19 protein-coding genes are annotated in these 20132 nt (G+C 34.3%); 2 read left to right on the top strand and 17 right to left on the bottom strand.

Annotated elements, in window-relative coordinates; all coding sequences use genetic code 11:
* Positions 1-3: 3 nt before the first annotated feature.
* The 11 genes from OD90_RS12720 to OD90_RS12670 form a co-directional block, all read right to left on the bottom strand.
* Positions 4-1026, bottom strand: a complete 1023-nt coding sequence (locus tag OD90_RS12720; protein WP_144669532.1) for a glycosyltransferase family A protein — start codon at positions 1024-1026, stop codon at positions 4-6.
* A 9-nt stretch (positions 1027-1035) separates the two neighbouring features.
* Entirely contained in the window at positions 1036-1959 is a 924-nt protein-coding gene (locus OD90_RS12715; protein ID WP_144669531.1) for an NAD-dependent epimerase/dehydratase family protein, read from the bottom strand.
* Complete coding sequence (locus OD90_RS12710) at positions 1952-3109, bottom strand: glycosyltransferase family 4 protein (RefSeq protein WP_144669530.1); 1158 nt, start codon at positions 3107-3109, stop codon at positions 1952-1954. The genes OD90_RS12715 and OD90_RS12710 overlap by 8 nt, the downstream gene beginning before the upstream one ends.
* Positions 3106-4164: a glycosyltransferase family 2 protein gene (locus OD90_RS12705; RefSeq protein WP_144669529.1), complete on the bottom strand. Its 1059-nt coding sequence runs from the start codon at positions 4162-4164 to the stop codon at positions 3106-3108. Before OD90_RS12705 ends, OD90_RS12710 begins: the two co-directional genes overlap by 4 nt.
* A gap of 33 nt (positions 4165-4197) precedes the next feature.
* Positions 4198-5010 (bottom strand): glycosyltransferase family 2 protein, encoded by an 813-nt coding sequence (locus tag OD90_RS12700; RefSeq protein WP_144669528.1) that lies wholly within the window; start codon positions 5008-5010, stop codon positions 4198-4200.
* 1 nt (position 5011) lies between these two features.
* Entirely contained in the window at positions 5012-5986 is a 975-nt protein-coding gene (locus OD90_RS12695) for a glycosyltransferase family 10 domain-containing protein (protein ID WP_144669527.1), read from the bottom strand.
* A gap of 320 nt (positions 5987-6306) precedes the next feature.
* Positions 6307-7467 (bottom strand): glycosyltransferase family 4 protein, encoded by a 1161-nt coding sequence (locus OD90_RS12690; protein ID WP_186434767.1) that lies wholly within the window; start codon positions 7465-7467, stop codon positions 6307-6309.
* Positions 7460-8401: a glycosyltransferase family 2 protein gene (locus tag OD90_RS12685; RefSeq protein WP_144669525.1), complete on the bottom strand. Its 942-nt coding sequence runs from the start codon at positions 8399-8401 to the stop codon at positions 7460-7462. Before OD90_RS12685 ends, OD90_RS12690 begins: the two co-directional genes overlap by 8 nt.
* On the bottom strand, positions 8398-9315 hold the full coding sequence (locus OD90_RS12680; RefSeq protein ID WP_144669524.1) for a glycosyltransferase family 2 protein: 918 nt from the start codon (positions 9313-9315) through the stop codon (positions 8398-8400). The genes OD90_RS12685 and OD90_RS12680 overlap by 4 nt, the downstream gene beginning before the upstream one ends.
* Complete coding sequence (locus OD90_RS12675; RefSeq protein ID WP_186434766.1) at positions 9312-10187, bottom strand: glycosyltransferase family 2 protein; 876 nt, start codon at positions 10185-10187, stop codon at positions 9312-9314. The genes OD90_RS12680 and OD90_RS12675 overlap by 4 nt, the downstream gene beginning before the upstream one ends.
* Positions 10184-10933, bottom strand: coding sequence for a glycosyltransferase family 2 protein (locus OD90_RS12670; protein WP_144669522.1), 750 nt, complete (start codon positions 10931-10933; stop codon positions 10184-10186). The genes OD90_RS12675 and OD90_RS12670 overlap by 4 nt, the downstream gene beginning before the upstream one ends.
* Positions 10934-11099: 166 nt before the next feature.
* Between OD90_RS12670 and OD90_RS12665 the strand changes: the two genes are divergently transcribed.
* Positions 11100-11843: an FkbM family methyltransferase gene (locus OD90_RS12665; RefSeq protein ID WP_144669521.1), complete on the top strand. Its 744-nt coding sequence runs from the start codon at positions 11100-11102 to the stop codon at positions 11841-11843.
* Here the strand turns inward: OD90_RS12665 and OD90_RS12660 are convergent.
* Genes OD90_RS12660 through OD90_RS12640 form a run of 5 tightly spaced genes read right to left on the bottom strand, consistent with a single transcriptional unit; the run spans position 11840 to position 18114 of the window.
* Positions 11840-12700: an FkbM family methyltransferase gene (locus OD90_RS12660; RefSeq protein ID WP_144669520.1), complete on the bottom strand. Its 861-nt coding sequence runs from the start codon at positions 12698-12700 to the stop codon at positions 11840-11842. The genes OD90_RS12665 and OD90_RS12660 overlap by 4 nt on opposite strands.
* Before the next feature lie 21 nt (positions 12701-12721).
* The gene (locus OD90_RS12655) at positions 12722-14005 is read right to left on the bottom strand and encodes a polysaccharide ABC transporter ATP-binding protein (RefSeq protein ID WP_144669519.1); all 1284 of its coding nucleotides are present in this window, start codon (positions 14003-14005) and stop codon (positions 12722-12724) included.
* Position 14006: 1 nt separating this feature from the next.
* Positions 14007-14879: an ABC transporter permease gene (locus tag OD90_RS12650; protein ID WP_144669518.1), complete on the bottom strand. Its 873-nt coding sequence runs from the start codon at positions 14877-14879 to the stop codon at positions 14007-14009.
* A gap of 10 nt (positions 14880-14889) precedes the next feature.
* Positions 14890-17325 carry an exopolysaccharide transport family protein gene (locus OD90_RS12645; RefSeq protein ID WP_144669517.1) on the bottom strand — a complete coding sequence of 812 codons (2436 nt, stop codon included), beginning with the start codon at positions 17323-17325 and terminating at the stop codon, positions 14890-14892.
* Between the two features lie 3 nt (positions 17326-17328).
* The gene (locus OD90_RS12640) at positions 17329-18114 is read right to left on the bottom strand and encodes a polysaccharide biosynthesis/export family protein (RefSeq protein ID WP_144669516.1); all 786 of its coding nucleotides are present in this window, start codon (positions 18112-18114) and stop codon (positions 17329-17331) included.
* A gap of 293 nt (positions 18115-18407) precedes the next feature.
* On the opposite strand from OD90_RS12640, the gene OD90_RS12635 reads away from it, so the two are divergent.
* Positions 18408-19076 carry a YceI family protein gene (locus OD90_RS12635; RefSeq protein WP_144669515.1) on the top strand — a complete coding sequence of 223 codons (669 nt, stop codon included), beginning with the start codon at positions 18408-18410 and terminating at the stop codon, positions 19074-19076.
* A gap of 107 nt (positions 19077-19183) precedes the next feature.
* On the opposite strand, the gene OD90_RS12630 is transcribed toward OD90_RS12635, so the two are convergent.
* Positions 19184-20107: a TIGR01777 family oxidoreductase gene (locus OD90_RS12630; RefSeq protein WP_144669514.1), complete on the bottom strand. Its 924-nt coding sequence runs from the start codon at positions 20105-20107 to the stop codon at positions 19184-19186.
* Positions 20108-20132: the final 25 nt, after the last annotated feature.

The raw sequence follows: 20132 nt of genomic DNA, 5'->3' as shown, positions 1-20132 counted from the left end.
TATCTAGTATTTATCATAGGTCAGTCCCTTCTTCTTAAAATACCACATTTTTAAAGATGGATTCTTTTTGAATAGTTTCAAAACAATGAGCCCAAATATTCTGAACCTTTTAGAAAGCCCTTTTTCTTCAAAATGCAGTTTTTCTAGCGGTCTAGTTTTTATGGTTTGCTTTGATTTTGGCTTTTCGGCAACCATCCATTCTTCTACTTTATTGCCTAGGTGATATGCGTAGTTGTCTAACGTAGCGAGCCGCAAAAAACCTCCATCATTGTTGGGTTTGTCTATATATCTACGTTCACTTCCCCCCACAATCTTATGCGCTGATGGGCGCACTGGAGCATTATCAAAACTGGACCGCTTCATCGTGACTACAAAATGACCACAGCCTATGGCTGCGGCTTTCTCACCCATTCTCAATACAGGTATTTCTTCCAGATGAGGCTCTTCGTAAAGTGTACGCCCTATACTTTCCTGAAAACGCTCTAGACCTTTCCGGTTGATTGTTTTTTCTATGCTTAAAGCTCCCTTTAAAATTGCATATCCGATAGTTGAACTTCCCATCTCATTTTCAAATGCTATGCTGGAAGGAACGGGAGAAACCATTCCCGCTTTTGGGAACTGTTCAAATATATGCTCTACAGCATTTTGCCATTGCGGGAGGAACATCACATCTGCATCTGTAATTGTAATTAACGGTTCAAGATTAGACTTGAGAGCACCATAAATGGCATTTACCTTACCCAGGTTGATGTCCGAATGAAACAGCTGGTCGATGGTATCTTCCTTTTGGTACTTATCATAGAGATAGGCAACTACAATGTCACAACAACCATTATTTATTATGGTCACCCGTGTTTTAGAGTGAATAGTTTTTAATAAAGAGTCAATGCAAAATTTTAGAATTTCTAAACCATCTTCAAAATATTCTTCTTTAAGGTTAGGTATATACACAGGTATAATAACCCTATGATAGGTGTTTAACTCTAATTTTGAGTCCTGCTTTGCCGCGCTCACTCCTACTCGCATAACGTATAATTAGCTATTATAGGTTTTCAAATAGGTTTTAACTCCCTGCTCGACTTGCATCAACTCACGACCTAATACGGTTTTCATTTTTGAAATATCAGGACATCTGCGGGTCATGTCTCCTTCTTTAAGTGCGGGGAGATGAACAATATCAGATTCACTATCACATAAATCAATAATGATTTGAGCAAGCTCAAGTACAGAAAGCTCGTGGTCGTTCCCTATATTAATGACATCTCCATCCAGGAGCCTCTCATTATGTATCTTGATAATCGTATCTATATTATCATCTATGTAACAATATGTTCTCGTTTGTGAGCCATCACCATAAATAGTAATGGGTTCATTGCGTATTGCAAGGTCAATGAACTTCGGTATCACAAAATCCTCACTCTGTTGGGGCCCGTAGGTATTAAAAAACCTGAAAATAGTATACTCAAGACCATACTCCTCTTTGTAGGAACGTAAAAAGGCCTCTCCTACATTTTTTACAATGGCATACGGCAATTTAGAATTGAGCGGAGTCGTCTGTTCATTTTGCGGAAATTCGAAAGGCTCTCCATATACCTCGGATGAGGATGAGAAATACACCTTCTTCACTCCAGTGTTCTTAGAGAGTTTCAAAATATTTTCAAATCCCTTAATATCATCCAGCACCCATAGCGGATTGCTCAACGTACGTTGCACGCCCACTACTGCCGCAAAGTGAAAGACATAATCAAACCGATAGGACATAAAAATAGCCGAAATGTCATTAAAATCATTTGCATTAGCTTTTATAAAACTAACATTAGTAGCATTAGGAACTTTACTTGCTTTTCCAGTAAGTAAATTATCTACGACAGTAATATTGTTTTCAGAGGATTGTGCAAGCCTCTGAGCTAGAGCACTTCCTACATTTCCGGCTCCGCCTGTAATTAAGATATTAGGCATTTTTATTTATTTGAGATATGCGTTCTTGAGCATTTATTATAATTTCTGACATTTGTATGCTCCACTCCTCTAATCCATAGGTTTCTTGTGGAAGTTCATACTTTGAAGGCAATGTGCCTTCTTTAAAATAACCATACGCCTTTTTCATTTCCTCCATCCAGCGGCTTTTGTTTTGAGGAGCAGTAATGAGTACTCCCAGTTCACCCTCCTTTAAAACTTCTGGAACACCTCCATAAGTAGAGGCGATGGCATAGCACCCACAAGATAATGCCTCTACTAGTGATAAACCAAAACCTTCTTCACATAAAGTAGGGAACAAATACACCTGTGCCGCTTGATAATATTGTGGCAGGCTATAATTTGGTAATTTACCAAAATTCCTTATACCTTCACCCTTTATATTCCGCTCACTGCCTATAACCCAAAGTTCTGTGTCAGAATAATCACTATGAAAGGTATCCCAAATTCCTAATATTACATCTAGTCCTTTTTTAGGAACATCTCTTGAAAGCCATAGATACACACAAGTATCTGTATTTTGACTCTCTGTTCGATTTTTGTTGATTACGCTTTCGCGAAAGCGGACTCCACCATCATCACTACTTCGTTCAAATTTATCCTTATCGACACCATTACTTAAAACGGTGGAATGGCAATTATAAGTTGGATATGCTTTGAGATGATATTCTTTTGAAGCCTCTGTTAAAAATAAGAATTCATCAATAGTCTCCAAGAAAGGAATCGCTCGGGCGGCATCGTAAAAAGGTCTAAAACCGTGGTATCCAAACTGGACATAACACCTATCGCGCAAGTTATTCTCTTCTAAAAATTGATGTAGCTCCAATATAAAACCCGCATTATCTATTACGTGAAGGATAATAGCTCCATTTTGTTCTATATATTTTTGTAGGGCTTTAAAGTGAGGAGCATATTTTGAAGAACGCTTTAATTTTCGATTCACCTTGTTAAAAAGTCCATCATTTATAGGTATATATTCCACATTAGAATGCTCACGAGAAGGTTGCGGACATAGTAAAGCATCTACACGATGATTTCCTGACAAGTAATAATCGTACATCACCGTCCAACTACCTATACCATCGTATGGAAGTGCAAAATTAGAAAAAAACACTACTGGTCTTTGCTTCATAACTGGACCGTATATGTGAACGTGCGCTGAACAGGATCTACCTTATATTGATAAGGTTTATCTCTCAAAACTTCGATGTGGAACTTTAATATGCTATCACTCACATGCTTTTCCCATTGCATACCTATAGCTAGGGATTTTAAACGGGATACTATTAGTTTTTTACGATGCCACTGTAATCGTACCATTTGGTTTGTGTGGGTAGCGATAGATGCTAGCTGGGCGTTTCTTTTGGTTTTATTCAGTGATACATTGATGACCCTATCAGGTTGCTTTTCAAAGCACTGCTGCACTGATTTAGTAATATCATTGCCCCAATGAAAACCTTCATTAGCCAGTATTTGATTACTCTCTTTTAGGTCTTTGAGATAATACATATTAAGCCGAGAGATATTACGTATCGTTATATCATCTGTAAGTCTCTTATCGTCCAGTGCTCTATAAATGGTATGCCACTGGTGTAAAATAAGCAGCGTTTCATCAAAAAATTGAACATCTAGCCCGTGGTGCTTACACCGTACGTGCACGTCCGTATCCTCCGAACCCCAAAGATGATAATATTCATTAAACCCTTTAATTTCCTTAAGTGCTTTTACGGGAAAAAGACTGAGACCTGTCGCCTCGTAAGTAGATAAGAATTTTATGGGATAGGTTTCAAACGGTCGTTCCTCCCTCGACGCCTCTTCTGTGAGGAAACCTACCTGAAAATAAGTCACTCTGTCGGCTGCAGCTACATTATGAAGTGTTTGTACAAGTTCGGGATGAAATATGCCATCTACATCTGCCACAAAAAAATGTCCGTCTGCTAGTTCTTTAAGTACAATATTAAGTGCGTGGCTCTTATTCCACATTGTATAAGGGCAGTACACGTAGCGATAGGTTACAAAATCGTATGACTCTACTACTATTTTTACTTCTTTAGCTCGCTCGGGAGTGCTCCCGTAGTCTACAAAATGTACCCTAAAGTTTGTATTGTTTTGCGCAGCCAACGAGTTAAGACTAAAACGAATGCGTTTTAGATCACGATTGCGATATGGATAAACAATGTGAATCATAGGTTAGGGGTAAAAATACGATTATGATATTACTTATTTTGTACGCGTACCTGTGCTAAGCAATGACAGAATAGCTGTTGTTATTTTTTTACGTAAACCACCCGCCTTTTCTATTTTTTCTAATAGCTGGAAACGTCGTTTTTTAAAGTGCCTGAGTCTTTCATAATCATCGATAAAAGCTGGGTATTCGGCTTCTAGTATACCTTTCTTCGCTAAAGCTCCTTCTTTTAAACCTTGCGGTGTAGAACTCATACCATCCATATAATAGGTCGTGAGCACCTCAGGAATATAGACATACGTGGCTTTTAACAGAACGACCGCATCCAAAACAAACTTCCAGTCCGACACCATTTTTAAGTCGGTACGATAACCACCCAACTTATCGAACAGACTTCGCTTAAATAAGAGTGCTTGATGTGCTGGTGAAGTATTGTACAAATAGGAAAATGTCATTACTTCTGGATGCCTCTTAATTTTCTTTTTGTTTCCTACGAGTTCTATATCGTAAGCTATAATATCTTGGTCCTCGATAGGCATTAATAGTTGCTGTAACTGAATTTCTTGTGCAAAATGGTCTCCACTATTCAAGAATAAAATATAATCCCCAGTCGCTCTCGCAATTCCTTTATTCATTGCATCATATACTCCATTGTCTTTTTTTGAAATGTAGATATCAATGTGTTCCTCAAACTCCTTTAGTATGTTTGCGCTCTCATCTGTAGATGCTCCATCTATCACAATGTACTGTAGCGCGAGGTGCTGCTTTTGTTTTGCTACACTTTGAAGGGTTCTTTGTAAACCCTTTGCGTTGTTGTAGTTTATGGTGATGATGGAGAAGCTATTCATTCTACATTTTAAATTCAATTAGAAGTCTTTCTCTCAAGAAAGGGGATTTTTTGATAAGACTTCTTATTTTTAATTTGATTCGGTGTCTTTCTGCTTTTGCGGTTCGTGCTACAGGAATAACTTCTTTCCTTTTTGAAATAGCCTTATTTAAAAATAAAAGTAATTTATCTTCTTCTAGATGCTGCGGTATTACATTAAGATTGAAAACTGGTTGCGAAATCATTGATATAAAACGATCTTTGTCATTTTCAATAGCTAGTATATCTTGAATAAGAGCTTCTTCATCAATATAATCACTGTAGTTTAAAAAACGTTTTGGATTAAAATCCTTATTAACCTTAGGATCTCCCCAATATATTGGAATTGAGTTGACTAGTATAGCATCCATAAGCTTTTCAGTCAAATACCCTGGATATCGTTGATTTTCAAACGCAAACACAAATTTGTAATCCTCTGTGAACTTAAATTTATCCTCTACTGCGCCACCAATATTGTTTAAATATCTACCTCCGGAATCGACTTGCTTTGTGGCATTCAGTTTATGAAAAAAATCATTCCGAACCGCCGACTTTCCGTTCGAAACTACAGTACAACAAAATTTTGATTTTCTATTCCATTCAACCAGTGCTTCGTCTCTCGTTAATTCTCGCACAAGTTCAGGGAGAAAGTTGAAATAAAAAGCCCTGACAGAATAACAAGGAAGGCGATAGTGATTCTCCTTATTTAAATATTCAAAGGATATTGAGAAATCGCAGGCAGAAAAGTCAGACTTTCGATTCTCTCCGGTATAAAATATTCGTAAACAATTAAAATCCAGATAATCATAGCCAAAACAAGAATAGATAAGGACCTCCGGCTCTGACGACAAAATAAGTGTGTAATCTCTGGAAAGAATGCTATAAAAGTAATTCTCAGTCTTGCTGAAACCCGGATAAAAGTCTGAGAAATTAATTAATAGTTCGGGTAATTTAGACATTATTCAGAGCATTTATAATTTGGATGATGCTTACCTTACAAATCAAGTGTTTTCTAATTAACAAAATTTAGATATTATTCTATTTCTGCTTAGATATACACTTTGTGATCTTGAAATATGTTCATACTTATATCACTAAAAGTCGAATCCAAAACAATGAATTTAAAATATATCTGATGCTTTAAGTTTTAAATAAATCAGATGTTCGCTGTGTACTATTTGCATTGTTATAGTTTATGGTTATTATGGATAGATTTTTCAACTTAAAATTTACAAACTAAATTATGTCAACTAATCAACTATTTATCAAAATCTTCAATCTATAAAATATCATTAATAAAATTAAGGTATTGCTTTTGAATCTTTGCCTTTGCATACCCGTTTAAATATCTACCTCTTAAGTCAAGTCCTAATCTCATAATTTCTCGATTACTAAGGTCTTTTATTTTGACTACGGCCTGTTGCAAATCTAAACTACTGCTATTTTCAATCCAATATATACTATCTCTTTGCTCAAATCTCTCCATCATAGCACCCACGCGTGTTGAAATTATAGGAGTTCCAGATGCCATAGCTTCTAAAGCTACTAAAGGTCCAGTTTCTTCTAGAGAACAAATAATCAAACAATCGATGTCACTAAAAAAATCAACTATTTCTTTTTTCTTAATAAAGCCTATAAATTGAATATTATCGTTTTGACTACTTGTAATCTCTACTTTCTCTTTTAAAGGGCCATCACCAGCTATAATTAAATCACTATCAATCTGCTTAAAAGCATCTAAAAGTACATCGACACCCTTTTCTGAGCTTAATCTTCCTAAAAAACCAAATGTTCTGATCTTAGTATTTTTCAAAGGAATTTTAAGAAGTTGCTTTTCTAAAATGGCATATTGATCTATAATAAGATAAGATTGCTGTGGATGGTAAATATCTAAATTAGCCTTGTTTAGCAGGCTATGATAACTGAATGTATTTACAACGTTCAATCGCGACTTTAATTCCTCTGGCACATAGAAAATAGTACCTGTCACCCTAAATCCTATAGGTTTATTTAAACTAGAAGCTACGTCTATAATAGTTAGTAGATATTTACTTGTGACCTGAGCGCAGATAAAAATCAATTCGTAATCGTTAATTTTTTCTTTCAAGACACTAATTGCTTTTTCTTCAAAACCAAAATATTCTTTTGCTAACTTATTATTTACGTACTGATATCTATTACCACGTGTTATGTTTTTGAAATAGGATAAATATGTTAGAACTTTTAATGTAAAAGATTTTTTATAAATATTATCATAAAGACAGCTCCAGCTCGTATCATCTACGTTATCTAATGCTGTAGAATGCGATGTAATAGCTCCAGTAGAATACAAGAAAACATCATAGGACTTAGAAAGGGAATGATAAACCTGATTCATTTCTACCTCTCTACCTCCATATTCACCAGCTGGACCAATGAGTAGTATTGAAGGTTTATCCATAGCCATTATGAGATTTCCATATAGTCTTTATTTTCTTAAAAAGTCTTTGCCAATAAGATTTGAGCTTATATGTCGTGCTCAATTGTTTTTTAAAAAATGAAGGGTAGTCTTTTACTATCGGGCGGTTTACAATCCTACTAAATAAATATTCTTTTGCGTTTGCAACATAGTCATAAGAATACTTTGGAGTTACTTTTTCTAAATGTCTTTCTATAAGCTTCCAACTTTCAATTGCAGCAATTGCTTTTTTAGAAGTTCCGATTTGACTAACATTGCTTGATTCTGGTATGCGATAATAGGCTATTGCTCTCTTAGCAAATAGAACTGAATTACTACTTAAGAGAACTCTAGTAAAGAATTCACCATCTTGATTTACTTCAAGACTCTCATCCCAAAGACCCGATTTTTTAAAAATACTGCGGTCTGAAAGATAACAATGGCAAGGAAAAAAAGCAACATTTCTATTAAAATCTTTTAATAACTCTCTTCCAGAAACATAGTCTTTGCTTAGGTGAATATCTCGTGCACTAATACCATTTGTTGTGTTCCTAAATTTGTTCCATCCACACGTTGAAATTTCACCAATTGTACTATTAATTGTCAATATTTTTATTTGTTCTTTTAATTTATTTGGACTAAAAAGGTCGTCGCTATCGAGCCAATTTATATAATCTCCTTTAGAGTTCTCATATCCAAAATTTCGACAAGCATTTGCTCCCTTCACTCGATTTTTTGGGCGTTCTAATATTTTAAATCTTTTATCCGATTTCGCGAAAGCCCTCACAATCTCAATAGTATGATCAGTACTACCATCATCTACCACAATACATTCCCAGTTTGTATAAGTCTGGTTCAAAACACTATCGAGTGTCTCCCCAATTAAGGTAGCACGATTATAGGAAGGTATGATTATGGAGACGAGTGGTTCTATCATAAATAATGACTTTTCAATGAAATTACTTCTTCTCTACTTTTTTCACATTGCTTGAACCACAATATTCTAAAATTCAATAATCTCTTATAACCTAGGAAGTTCTTATAATTCCCTTTGAGTAAAGAAATAAGCATTTTTTTATAGTCACCTCTTTTAATTAAGAGCCAATGTCGTTGATAATCATTATTGTTAGGATTTGCAATTTGATTTTTAAAGTGACGTTCTTTTTTTTTTAGAAATTCTTCTGTGAAAATTTTAATGTTATTCACTTCTCTATCTTGCCGGTCGTGCATTACGAAAGTATCTGCCACCACTCCCACTTTGAATCCGTGGTAATGAATTCTTTGACAGTAATTATTATCTTCACCATAATGAAAAAAAATAGGATCAAAACCTCCAACACTTTTTAATATTCTTTTGGGAATATACCAGGCCGCCGCGTTTACGAAAGGAACTTGATATACTCCGTTGAGCTGATTAAATATGGCGTCACTATAAAAGTCATTGTTGCTATCATAATTAAGATATAAAGAAAAATTACGGTCTAATCTATTTCCTTTTCCATTTAAATGAATAGGACTAAGAATGCCATATTCATAATTCTCACGTGAAATATCAGCTATTTTTGAAATTGTGTTAGGTCTTAAATATACATCCTGATTCATCAAAAAAACTGACTCAGCTTCTTTCGATAATGCATACGTTAAACCAATATTATTGGCCGCGCCAAAACCTAAATTTTTTTGTTGTTTGAAAATTTTTACTCGAGGATGATGAGTCTCTATAAATTTTAAAGTACTGTCACTAGAGTTATTGTCTATAATAACTATAGGATAAGTCACAGGAATAGAAGCCAAGCATTTTTCAATCCATTGCATTGCATTATAGGTCACTATAATAATATATGTATTCACGCAAAATGATTCTTTACCTTGTAAAAATAATTATATAATAGTTTGTACTTCATTTTTAATTTATGCTGAAGATTAGGATGCAATAAATGTAGATAATGTTGATATAATATTTTAGGATAGATCTCATAATCATTAATTGTAGTTGTTCTATTGACATTTGTTGCCTGCAATGAGTGTATCCGAAAATTAACTAACTTTTCTTTTAAAATTATAATCGGGTATTTTTTTAAAATTCTATAATAAAATTCGTAATCCAAAATTTGTTTTAAATCTTCACTAAATAATCCAACATCATTAACAATACTTCTTTTAAACATTGTCGTAGGTGGCTCTCCAATTTTATTAAGTGGGGATTTATAAAAGGATGGTAAAGAAAATATTGATGCATCAATTACAACGTGATTACTCTCATCATAGGGCTTGACAAATTCTTTCTGTAAATCTTCATATTGTGAAATCCATTTCTTAATTACATCGCTTTTCATCCCTTCAACAAGAAAATTACGTTTACAAGCGACCATACCAATATATGGATATAATCTAAATGTATTCACCATTTTAGTTATACAATCAGGTAATAAGACGTCATCTTGAAAAAGAAATTTAATGAAATATCCGTTAGCAAGCTTTATAGTATTATTCCAGTTTGCTCCAATACCATTAGGTTTATGAGCGTGTAAATAAACTGGAAAAGTTGCTTTTTCTTTAAAGATAGAAATAATCTCCAAGCTATTGTCACTGGAGTGATCATCACTTATAATAACTTCAATATTTTTGTATGACTGATGTTTAATCGAATCAAGTGCCTCTTTTAAATAAAGAGCACCATTATAAACGGGTATACAAATAGAAACTAACGGGCTTGGGTTCAAAATCTATTTTTTAATTTATAATAATATTGAGATATGAAAGAAATTACTACTTTCATATAAAAATTTAACGATAATTTCCCTCGACCTAACCTAAAAAAAAGTCGTTTTTTATTTTTTATAAATAATAGGTCATTGTTAAGAGAGCTAAAACCTCCATCAGCATAATTTGCTATCGTAATTTTACTATAAGAGTGAGATAACTTATCACTAAAAAACCATTTTAAATTGTGGTCGTAATCTGCTTGAGACTTATACTTTAAATCAAAAACTCCGATGGTTTGAAAAACTGAACGCTTAAAGAAAATTGATTGATGGCATATGTTTTTATTATAAAGTTTACTTGCTGTAAATAGTCCATCATATAAACCATCAAATCTACTGCTAAAAACATTCCCATAAAGTACATCTACCGCATTTTCTTGAAGGACTTCAAAAATTTGCGATAATACTTTATCCCCAAACAAAATATCATCACTCCCTAAGAAATATAGATACTGGCCTCTTCCTTTTATAATTCCTTTATTCATTGCATCATATATTCCTAAATCTTCTTCTGAAAAAACTCTAATGCGAGAATCCTCAGAAGCATAGTAATTTATAACATTTAATGTCATATCAGAAGATGCTCCATCCATTATGATAATCTCAAAGTCTTTAAAATCTTGCTGTAACAAACTATTCAGTGCAAAATTTAATTTTTTTTGTGCATTATATGTTGGGATTATTATTGAGAAAAAAGGAAGCATCTATGTTAATTTAAATAAATGATTTTAAAATTCATTATTCATACATGAGCTATTTTATCTAAGTGAAAACATGTAACTCAAATTCTTACTCTGTCTTTTAAAACACATTCTATTAGTTTCTAGTAAAATCAATTTAAAATGAAATACTTTTGAATAAAACTTTTATATGTTATCAAATCGAATAAAACGCAAAATAGTCAATCTAATAAAAAAAAGGTTTAATCTGACAGAAAAATCAAATCTGCAAGGTGACCTTATCAGAAGAAAGAAGATACAAAACCACTGTAATATCGATAAGATTCTTGATGTGGGTGCAAATAGTGGTCAATATGCTCTTCAACAATTAAATAACATGGGATTCAAAGGCTCAATTATTTCATTTGAACCTATGCAAAAACCTTTTCAAGATTTATTAAAATTCTCGGAGCAATATAATTCTTGGAAAGTAGAAAACATAGGATTAGGCTTGAAAAATAAAACCTCCGTAATCAATATAGCTCAAAACTCATATAGCAGCTCCCTTTTAAAAATGCTCCCTTCTCATTTAAATAATGCACCAGAGTCTATTTACGTAGATGAGGAAACTATTACTCTTAATACACTTACTACAGTATTTAAAGCTCATTGTTCTCTGGATGATAATATTTTTCTAAAAATTGACACGCAGGGTTATGAGTACAATATATTAGAAAGTGGTCGTGACATTCTAAATAATATTAAAATGATTCAAATTGAGATGTCTCTAATTCCATTGTATGAAGGCGAAAAAACCTATGATGAAATGATTAAATATTTAAAAGACTTAAATTTTCAACTTTGGTCTGTTGAACCAGGTTTCTATAGTTATGAAACTGGAGAGCTGCTTCAAATTGATGGTATATTTGTGAACACGAGACATATAGCTATTTAGTTCTTCTTGGCGATTAGGTTTGAATATGGGTAATTGAGTACTTTTTTGTGAGATATTAATGTTAAATCCTTTTGAATATCGTACCATTTATAACCGTAACTTTCTAAAATCCCAAAAAGTTCTTGCACGTGATAGTTTGCATTTAATGTATTTTCTTCTCCAAATTCTATTATTAAAATTGGATTATAATTATTTAAAAATGACTCACCACCCTTTAAAACAAATTTTTCCCAGCCCTCAACATCTATCTTTATCAGTTTAATTTTTTCCTTATCAAATTTTTCTAAAAATTTATCCAGTGAAAGAACATCAACTTTGATTACATTTTGGAGTTTAGAAGGTTCGGGAGCAAATGAATTCCAAGCATCAAACCCCGTATCAGAAATGAAAAAATCGAGAGTATTTTTTCTATCTGATAAGCCAATGTTGTGAGTAGTTATATTATGAAAATTATTAAGATCAATATTTTCTTGTAGTCTTCTATAAGTTTCAGGATTAGGCTCAAAAGCAATCACGCTACCGCGATCACCAACAGCTTTAGAAGCTACTAGACTGAATAACCCGACATTAGAACCTATATCAAGAAAAGTGTCACCAGTACTGAGATTTTTTTTTACAAAATTTAGTTCTAGCTCTTCAAAGCCATTATATATGTATTGAGATAATATACTGTCCTCATACAAATTTATTTTAATTCCCTCTTCTAAATTATGTTCGAAAAAATTACTATTTATAAATTTTGAGGTCCATACTTTTTCAATATTCTTTTTCGAAGTGGCGTTCCTATTACTAGCATATTTTTGAAGCTTACTACCTATTTTTTTAGCCAGCCGATATCTTAAGTTATGAATATTCATAATTTTTAATGTTCATTTTTTTTATTCATGGCTCCATTCAATTGCTGGCAGTATGACCCCTGGTCTTTCACCTGTAAATAGGGTGTCTATTCCTTTTGTATTTTCAATTTCAAAGCCTAATACAAGCCTATCCTCATATATTATCCATCTATTGTTGTGAATCCCAACGATAGGCTTTAATGCATAGGATCCAGCTTTTAGTAGATTCCTTGGTATAATAGCCTTAAAAGAATAATTACCTATTGGTAGTGTCATAATTTCTGAACCAAGATCATCGTGGTAAGATCTCCAAAGGATGCCTCCCGTTTTGGTATCATATAAATCAAATCCAATACGAAGACCCATAGTCTCTTTGAAAATTTCAAAAATGTACGTTATTTCAACTTTACTACTTGAATAGAAAATTTTATTTTGAGTGTTTGATTGAGTAATTTCTAAGCTTTGCAATTTAAAAATTTCATCATCTTGCTCCTTAATATATTGTTTTAGATAAGATGTATCCTCTACAATTCTTTCTGATGATAAATATTTTTCAATTGCCTTCTCTGTATCTCCTGTGAAAACAATACTACCGTTTATTAATAAAATACTTTTAGTACACAACTGTTGTACACTAGCCATATTATGACTCACAAACAAAACAGTTCTTTCGCTTGTGTTACTTATATCTTGCATCTTACCAATTGCTTTCCTCTGGAACTCTGCATCACCAACAGCCAGCACCTCATCAACGACTAAAATATCGGGCTCCAAAAAAGCTGCAACTGCAAACCCTAAGCGTACCCGCATCCCGCTTGAATATCTTTTTACTGGGGTATCTATATACATCTGGCAGCCAGAAAATTCAACAATCTCGTCAATCTTTAAACGTATCTCAGACTTCGTCATTCCTAAAATAGCTCCGTTTAAATAGATATTTTCCAAGCCTGTTAGCTCTGGATGCATTCCCGTACCAACTTCCAAAAGACTCGCAATTCTTCCCTTAGTTTTTATACCTCCCGTAGAGGGACTTGTGACTCTTGATAAAATTTTAAGTAAGGTAGATTTGCCCGCTCCGTTTTTACCAATGATTCCAAGAATCTCTCCCCGTTTTACTTCAAAATTAATGTCTTTCAATGCCCATACATACTCTGATGTTGTAGTGCCCGAGCGATCATTTACAGCTCCAATCTTTAAATACGGATCTTCTTTACCAAGTATGCGATGCCAGACTCTATTTAAGTCGTGACCTAAAGTACCAGTTCCAACAGTCCCTAGCCTATATTGTTTAGAAAGATTCTCTACCTTTAAAATAATATCTTCCATCCTACACCGTATCTATAAATGTTTTTTCCGTTTTATTGAAAATGACTAGTCCAATAAGAAAACTACAGATTCCAATTAAAAAAGTAATGAGTATCGCATTAAAATTTATAGAAGTAGCCCCTAAAAGTAACCCGCGATAGGTTTCAATTATTTGAGCCAAGGGATTGTACTCTATAAGCCAGAAATACTTAGGGAGCTTTTTTCGGATCTCTTCTAATGGATACATCACCGCGCTGATATACATTAATAAATTTAACCCAAATGAGACCAACACCGTCAAATCTCTATACTTTGTGGTCATTGCGCTTAATATCATCCCCACTCCTAAACTTATGAGGGCCATGTTGAGGATGCAGATGGGCACTAACCAAACCCACAAAGAAGGACGCACATCAATACCCTTAACAAAGATATAATAGACGTAAAAACCAAAGAAGATCAATAGCTGTATGGTATACTTGAAGAGTCCAGATACTACTTTAGAAGCAGGAACAATAAAACGAGGGAAATAAACTTTTCCAAAAAGTCCTGCATTACTGGTAAACGTTACGCTCGTAGAGGATAAGCAATCTTTAAAATAATTCCATAAAGTAATCCCAATGAGATTAAACAAGAAAGCGGGAACAGCTCCCGTGTTTATATTCCCAATATTATTAAATATGAGTGTAAATACCACACTCGTAAATAAGGGTTGTATTAAAAACCACAAAGGCCCTAGAACCGTTTGTTTATAAACCGTAACAATATCCCGTTTTACAAACAAAACCAAGAGATCTCTGTACCTCCAGATTTCTTTAAAATTAAGATCTATAAATTTTCCTTTCGGTTTAATCTCATAGAGCCAATCGTCTTGTATCACTTTATCTCCAGCCATTCGCTCAGGTTTACTTTCTTTTTGTCAATACGCTTCTTAAACGATGAAAGATTCCAGATTTCTCCTCCTCGTGATATCCATTATTATAGGCTCCATAGCCATAGCTGTAGCCGTAGCCGTACTTTTTCTTCTGCTGAAAATAATTAAGCACAAAACTAATATTTTTAATCTCTCCCTTCTCATACTTATCATTAACAAGACGTAGCATATCTTTTTTAGTATATCCTTGTCTAACGATATAAAGAGAAGCGTCTGCATACGGCATTAGTTCAAAAGCATCAGAAACCAAACCTAAAGGAGGTGTGTCAAAAATGATGTAATCATATTGCTCTTTAAGTTCCGCCACAAATTCCTCCATAGCACCACTTATAATCAATTCTGAAGGATTAGGTGGGATCGGTCCCGATAAAATCACATCTAAATGTGGTATTCCAGAGGGTTGCTTAATCTCCTTGATCGCTGCATCCCCTATCAAATAGTTTACAACCCCTTTGTCATTATCAATATTAAAGTCGTCAAATATTTTTGGTTTCCGTAAATCTAATCCCACAAGAACTGTTTTCTTTTCGCTTAAAGCGAAAACGGAAGCAAGATTTATAGAGGTAAACGTCTTACCCTCTCCGCTTATACTAGAGGTAACTAATACTGTTTTGGCACCAGTTAAACCTTTCTTCTTATAAATAAATTGTAGGCTTGATCGCAACCCTCTAAAAGCCTCAGCAATAGCAGATCTTGGGTGATCTCGCACTACAAGTACTGAGCCTCTCTTGTTTTTACCTATAACTCCTAATATATTTATGCTAGATCTTTTTTTTACATCTTCTGGAGTTCCAATCTTAGCATCAAGAAAAAATAGAATTAGCACCAATGCGATTGGTATAACACTCCCGAAAAATGCAGCCATCACTTTATTAAGTTGTGTATTAGGGCCTATGGGACCTCTCCCCACATCTTTTGCTTTGTCTATAAAAAGAATATCTGAAACATTGGATGCCTTTATAATTTCAGCCTCGCTTCGCTTTGTGGTGTATAGATCATATGCTTCTTGACTTATAGAAAAGCGGCGCTGTATTTCGGCTAGTTCTTGCTCCTCTTTAGGAAACTGTCGCAGCTGTCCTTGCGCTTCTCTAATATCTTGATTAAGAGTTGCTATCTGGTAATTAATTTGCTCTTTGCTAGAACGTATATTTTCAAACAACACTTCCTTCTCTGCATTTATACGTCTGTCAAGGTCTCTAAAGGCCGGATTCCCTTCCTTTGCTGTATAAGAAAGATTACTTCTCTGTAATGCTAGTTGTACAATACTTGAAACGCCATTAGTTATACTCCCTTCATTAATAAGCGTAACAGATGGTGCTGGGACATTTGTATAATCTGTTCTGGTAGTAAGATAATTTTCTAATTGTTTGTAATAGACCAATTGTCTTGCCAGTTCATCCTTTTTATTATCTAGAGACTGCAACTCACTACTTATTTGCTCTGCCCCACCAGACAGTGCAACATCTCTATTTTTACTTTGAAAATAGTTAAGGTCTGCAAGCGCTTTATCTAAATCTCTATTGCTAGACTTTAAACTACTATCTATGTATTTTATAGTCTTAGTAGCAAAAAGATTCTTTTGACGTAATTGCTCATCGGTACGTACGGCAATACTAGCATTAAGATAATCAATAAGCCTCTTTTTATTAGTCCCCACTAGGCTAAGTTCCAAAATAGAGCTTCCTCGAGGAGTTTGGGTAATCCCTATACCTCGGTATCTACCAGCCGTAGCATTAAAATTGCCTAAACTCACTAAATATGCATCCCCTTCCTGAGGGTAGACTTCTGTAGGAAGTAAGACGCCTTTTAAAAATGGTGTTTCAATCGTATCTCCTATTTTTAATACCTCATCAAAACTTTCCGTTGGACCAGGAATTATAGCAGGTTGAAGAGTTCTATAATTATACAATGAAATATTTTCTCCATTAAAAGGAATTTTGATGCGTACCAAGCCGTTACCTTGGTCTATAAATGTCATTCGTTTTCCATACAGTTGCGGGAAAGAGTCATTTAGCTTTAACCTAAAAGGGGTATTTCCATACACATCTTCAATGTGGTATTCTCCTTGTTTCTGGTAGTTAATGTAATACTGTAGGTATTGAACGACTCGCTCTGCGTGTGAACGCGACTTAAGCATTATGATACTTGTTTGTACCTTATCTGTGGTCCCTCCCCAATTAAAAACCAAGCTGGTATTACCCCCAAACATTTGGTTCTGGTCGTCCTTAATAGAAATCACACTCGTCTCTCTATAAATAGGAACCTTCCGTACGTTAATGTATCTAGCAATCCCAAAAGCAATAGCAAGAGATATAAGAAATAACCACCAAAAACTTACTAACCTAAAAAGGAACCCTTTAAAATCAAAAAAACCTCCGGAACTTTGTACATCAAAATCTTCTTCCATCGTTTATCGTGTTGCTAGTAGAATAACTGTGGCGATTGTTGTGACAATGCTTATTATTGTTGTAAGGGCCTGTAATCCAGTTGTACCTACACCAATGGCTTTTTGCGGCAAAGGATTTACCGTAATGATATCATTGGGTTGAATATAATAAAATGGAGATTGCATCACATCAATAGTTGTTAAGTCTATATGATGAACACGTTGCCCTCCTGGATATTGTCTTATAATCAAAATATCTGTCAAATCACCTGTGAGAGGAACGCCTCCAGCATTTGCTATTGCCTCAAGAATAGACACCTTTTCTGCTAACACGTTTTGAGTTCCTGGACTTCCTATCTCTCCCACTAGGGTGTATCGAATTCCAGGAAGCTTTACAGTCACAAAAAGATCTGCTTCGTCTTTAATATAATCTGCCAGCAATCGTTTTTCAATAATTTCTCTAATCTCTTCTGTAGTTCTTCCTAATACGTTGATCTCTCCTAATTCTGGTACTCTGATATTACCATGTGTATCAATCGCAAAACCATCATAATAAAATCCTTCATCAAGCGAAACGCCTCCAGATCCTGCTGGATTGAAAAAGTCTACAAGTTGTTGATCTAGAGCTTTAAGACGTATACTGAGAATATCTCCCACTTGTACACGATATGGTCTTTGTTGTACCTGTACCGAAATAAGACTATCTGATTTCATTTCTGATTCACGCAAATAGGTGATGTCTTTAAGTGGCACACAAGAAGAAGTAAGTGCAACCATGCTAAGTAACAGCACTAAAATAATATATCTCATTTAAGAAGGGTTAAGCTACACAAATATAGACGTTCATCGGTAAAAAATAAATCTTCATCGATTCTTAATAGATAAAAACCTTAATAAGAATTAAATAGCCATGAAGTACCGTAGCATTGCTTTCTGTTAACAATGAAACATTCTCAATTAAAATAAACCTCTTAGATGTTTACATTGAAAATATTCGTATCAATAGCTCAGCACTCCATATTCATAGACTATTTAATATAAATTTAAGAAACCAAATTTAATAATAAGTTAATTTTGCACTTTACTAAACCAAAACTATCAAAATGAAAAAACAAATTCTAAATACACTTGCTGTAGTTGCTCTTATGGCAGGAGTTGTTTCTTGTAAAGAAGAAGACAAAAACAAAACAGAAGTTGGTGAAGCTCAAGAAGTTTCTGTTGTAGCTGATGCACAAAAATTTATGGTTGATGCAGATGCCTCTACAATTATGTGGGAAGGAAGCAAGCCTACTGGAAAACACATGGGAACTATAAACATCGATAATGGTGTTGTAAATGTTGCTGGTGATGTTGTTACTGGAACATTCTTAATCGACATGACTTCTATTGAAGTTACTGACCTTAAAGCAGGAGAAGGAAAAGAAGACCTAGAAGGTCACCTTAAAGGAACTGCTAAAGAAAAAGAAGATCATTTCTTCAACGTTGCAAAATATCCTACAGCTGCTTTTGAAGTAACAGGTGTGACTGAGAAAGATGGAAAGAAAATGATGCAAGGAAATCTAACAATTAGAGATCAGAAAAAAAGCATCGAATTTCCTGTAAACTATTCTGTAAATGGAAATCAAATGACACTTATGAGTGAGACATTTATGATTGATCGTACAGAATGGGGTGTGAACTACGGTTCACAATCAGTTTTTGACAACTTAGGAGACAAATTCATCAGTGATGATGTAGCTCTTACTGTAAACATAAAAGCTACAAAAGCTTAATACATTTTTTTAATGTATTAAAAAGAGCCACTTCTTAAATGAAGTGGCTCTTTTTTTTTGAGGTATTTATTTTTCAAAAGTATATTATAGTACTAATAGCTAGATGTCTAGATGTCTAGAATATCTTTAATTGCCTGGTCTATCTTTTTATATTTAAATAAATACCCTTCTTCTCTAATCTTTTTTGCACTTACTTTTTGACTTTCTAGAACAATTGCGGCCATATCGCCTAAGACTAATTTTAAAGCAAACTTAGGAACTTTAGGAAGTAATAAAGGCTTGTCTAATTGTGCTGCAAGCACCTCTGTCATTTCCATATTTGTTACAGGATAAGGGGCCACGGCATTATAAATTCCAGAAAGTCTGTTTTTAATAATATAATGGTAGATGCCAGCCATATCTTCCGTATGAATCCACGATTGCCATTGCTTACCACTCCCTAGTGGAGCACCAGCACCATAGGTAATAGGCTTCATTATTTTAGGAAGTGCACCATCCTCTTTATCAAGTATAATTCCCGTACGCACGCAGGTAGTTATTATGTCTAGACGTTGAAATTCCGTCGCAGATTTTTCCCACTCCTCCACAATTTCTCCAAGAAACCCTGTGGCATACTCTGGATATGTCTCGTTATATAGCTTTGTAAGAGATGAGGGGTAGCCTCCTATCGCACTTGCAGAAATATAGTGCATAACTGTTTTAGGCTCGTTTTCTTTACGCTTTCGCGAAAGCGTACTAAACAACATCCTAGCCGTTTTAATTCTACTATCAAAGATGGCTTCCTTATTTTCTGGTGTCCATCGTTGTGCAATAGTAGCTCCAGCCAAGTGAACAATCACCTCAACATCTGCCATAGATTCTTCGTCAAGATAATCCTCTTTTGGGTTCCAATAGAAACCTTGTAAGTTTTTTTCTGAACGTATTTTTTTCTTTGATGTTGTGAGATAATTTACATGGATACCATCTGTGCGACACAAATCACTTAGTGCAGAACCTACCAATCCTGTGGCTCCTGTTATTAATATTTTCATTATAGGGTTTTAGTAAATATAATAC

The sequence above is a fragment of the Dokdonia sp. Hel_I_53 genome, from assembly GCF_007827465.1.
GTDB lineage: Bacteria > Bacteroidota > Bacteroidia > Flavobacteriales > Flavobacteriaceae > Dokdonia.
This window is presented reverse-complemented; position numbering and strand designations above follow the sequence as displayed.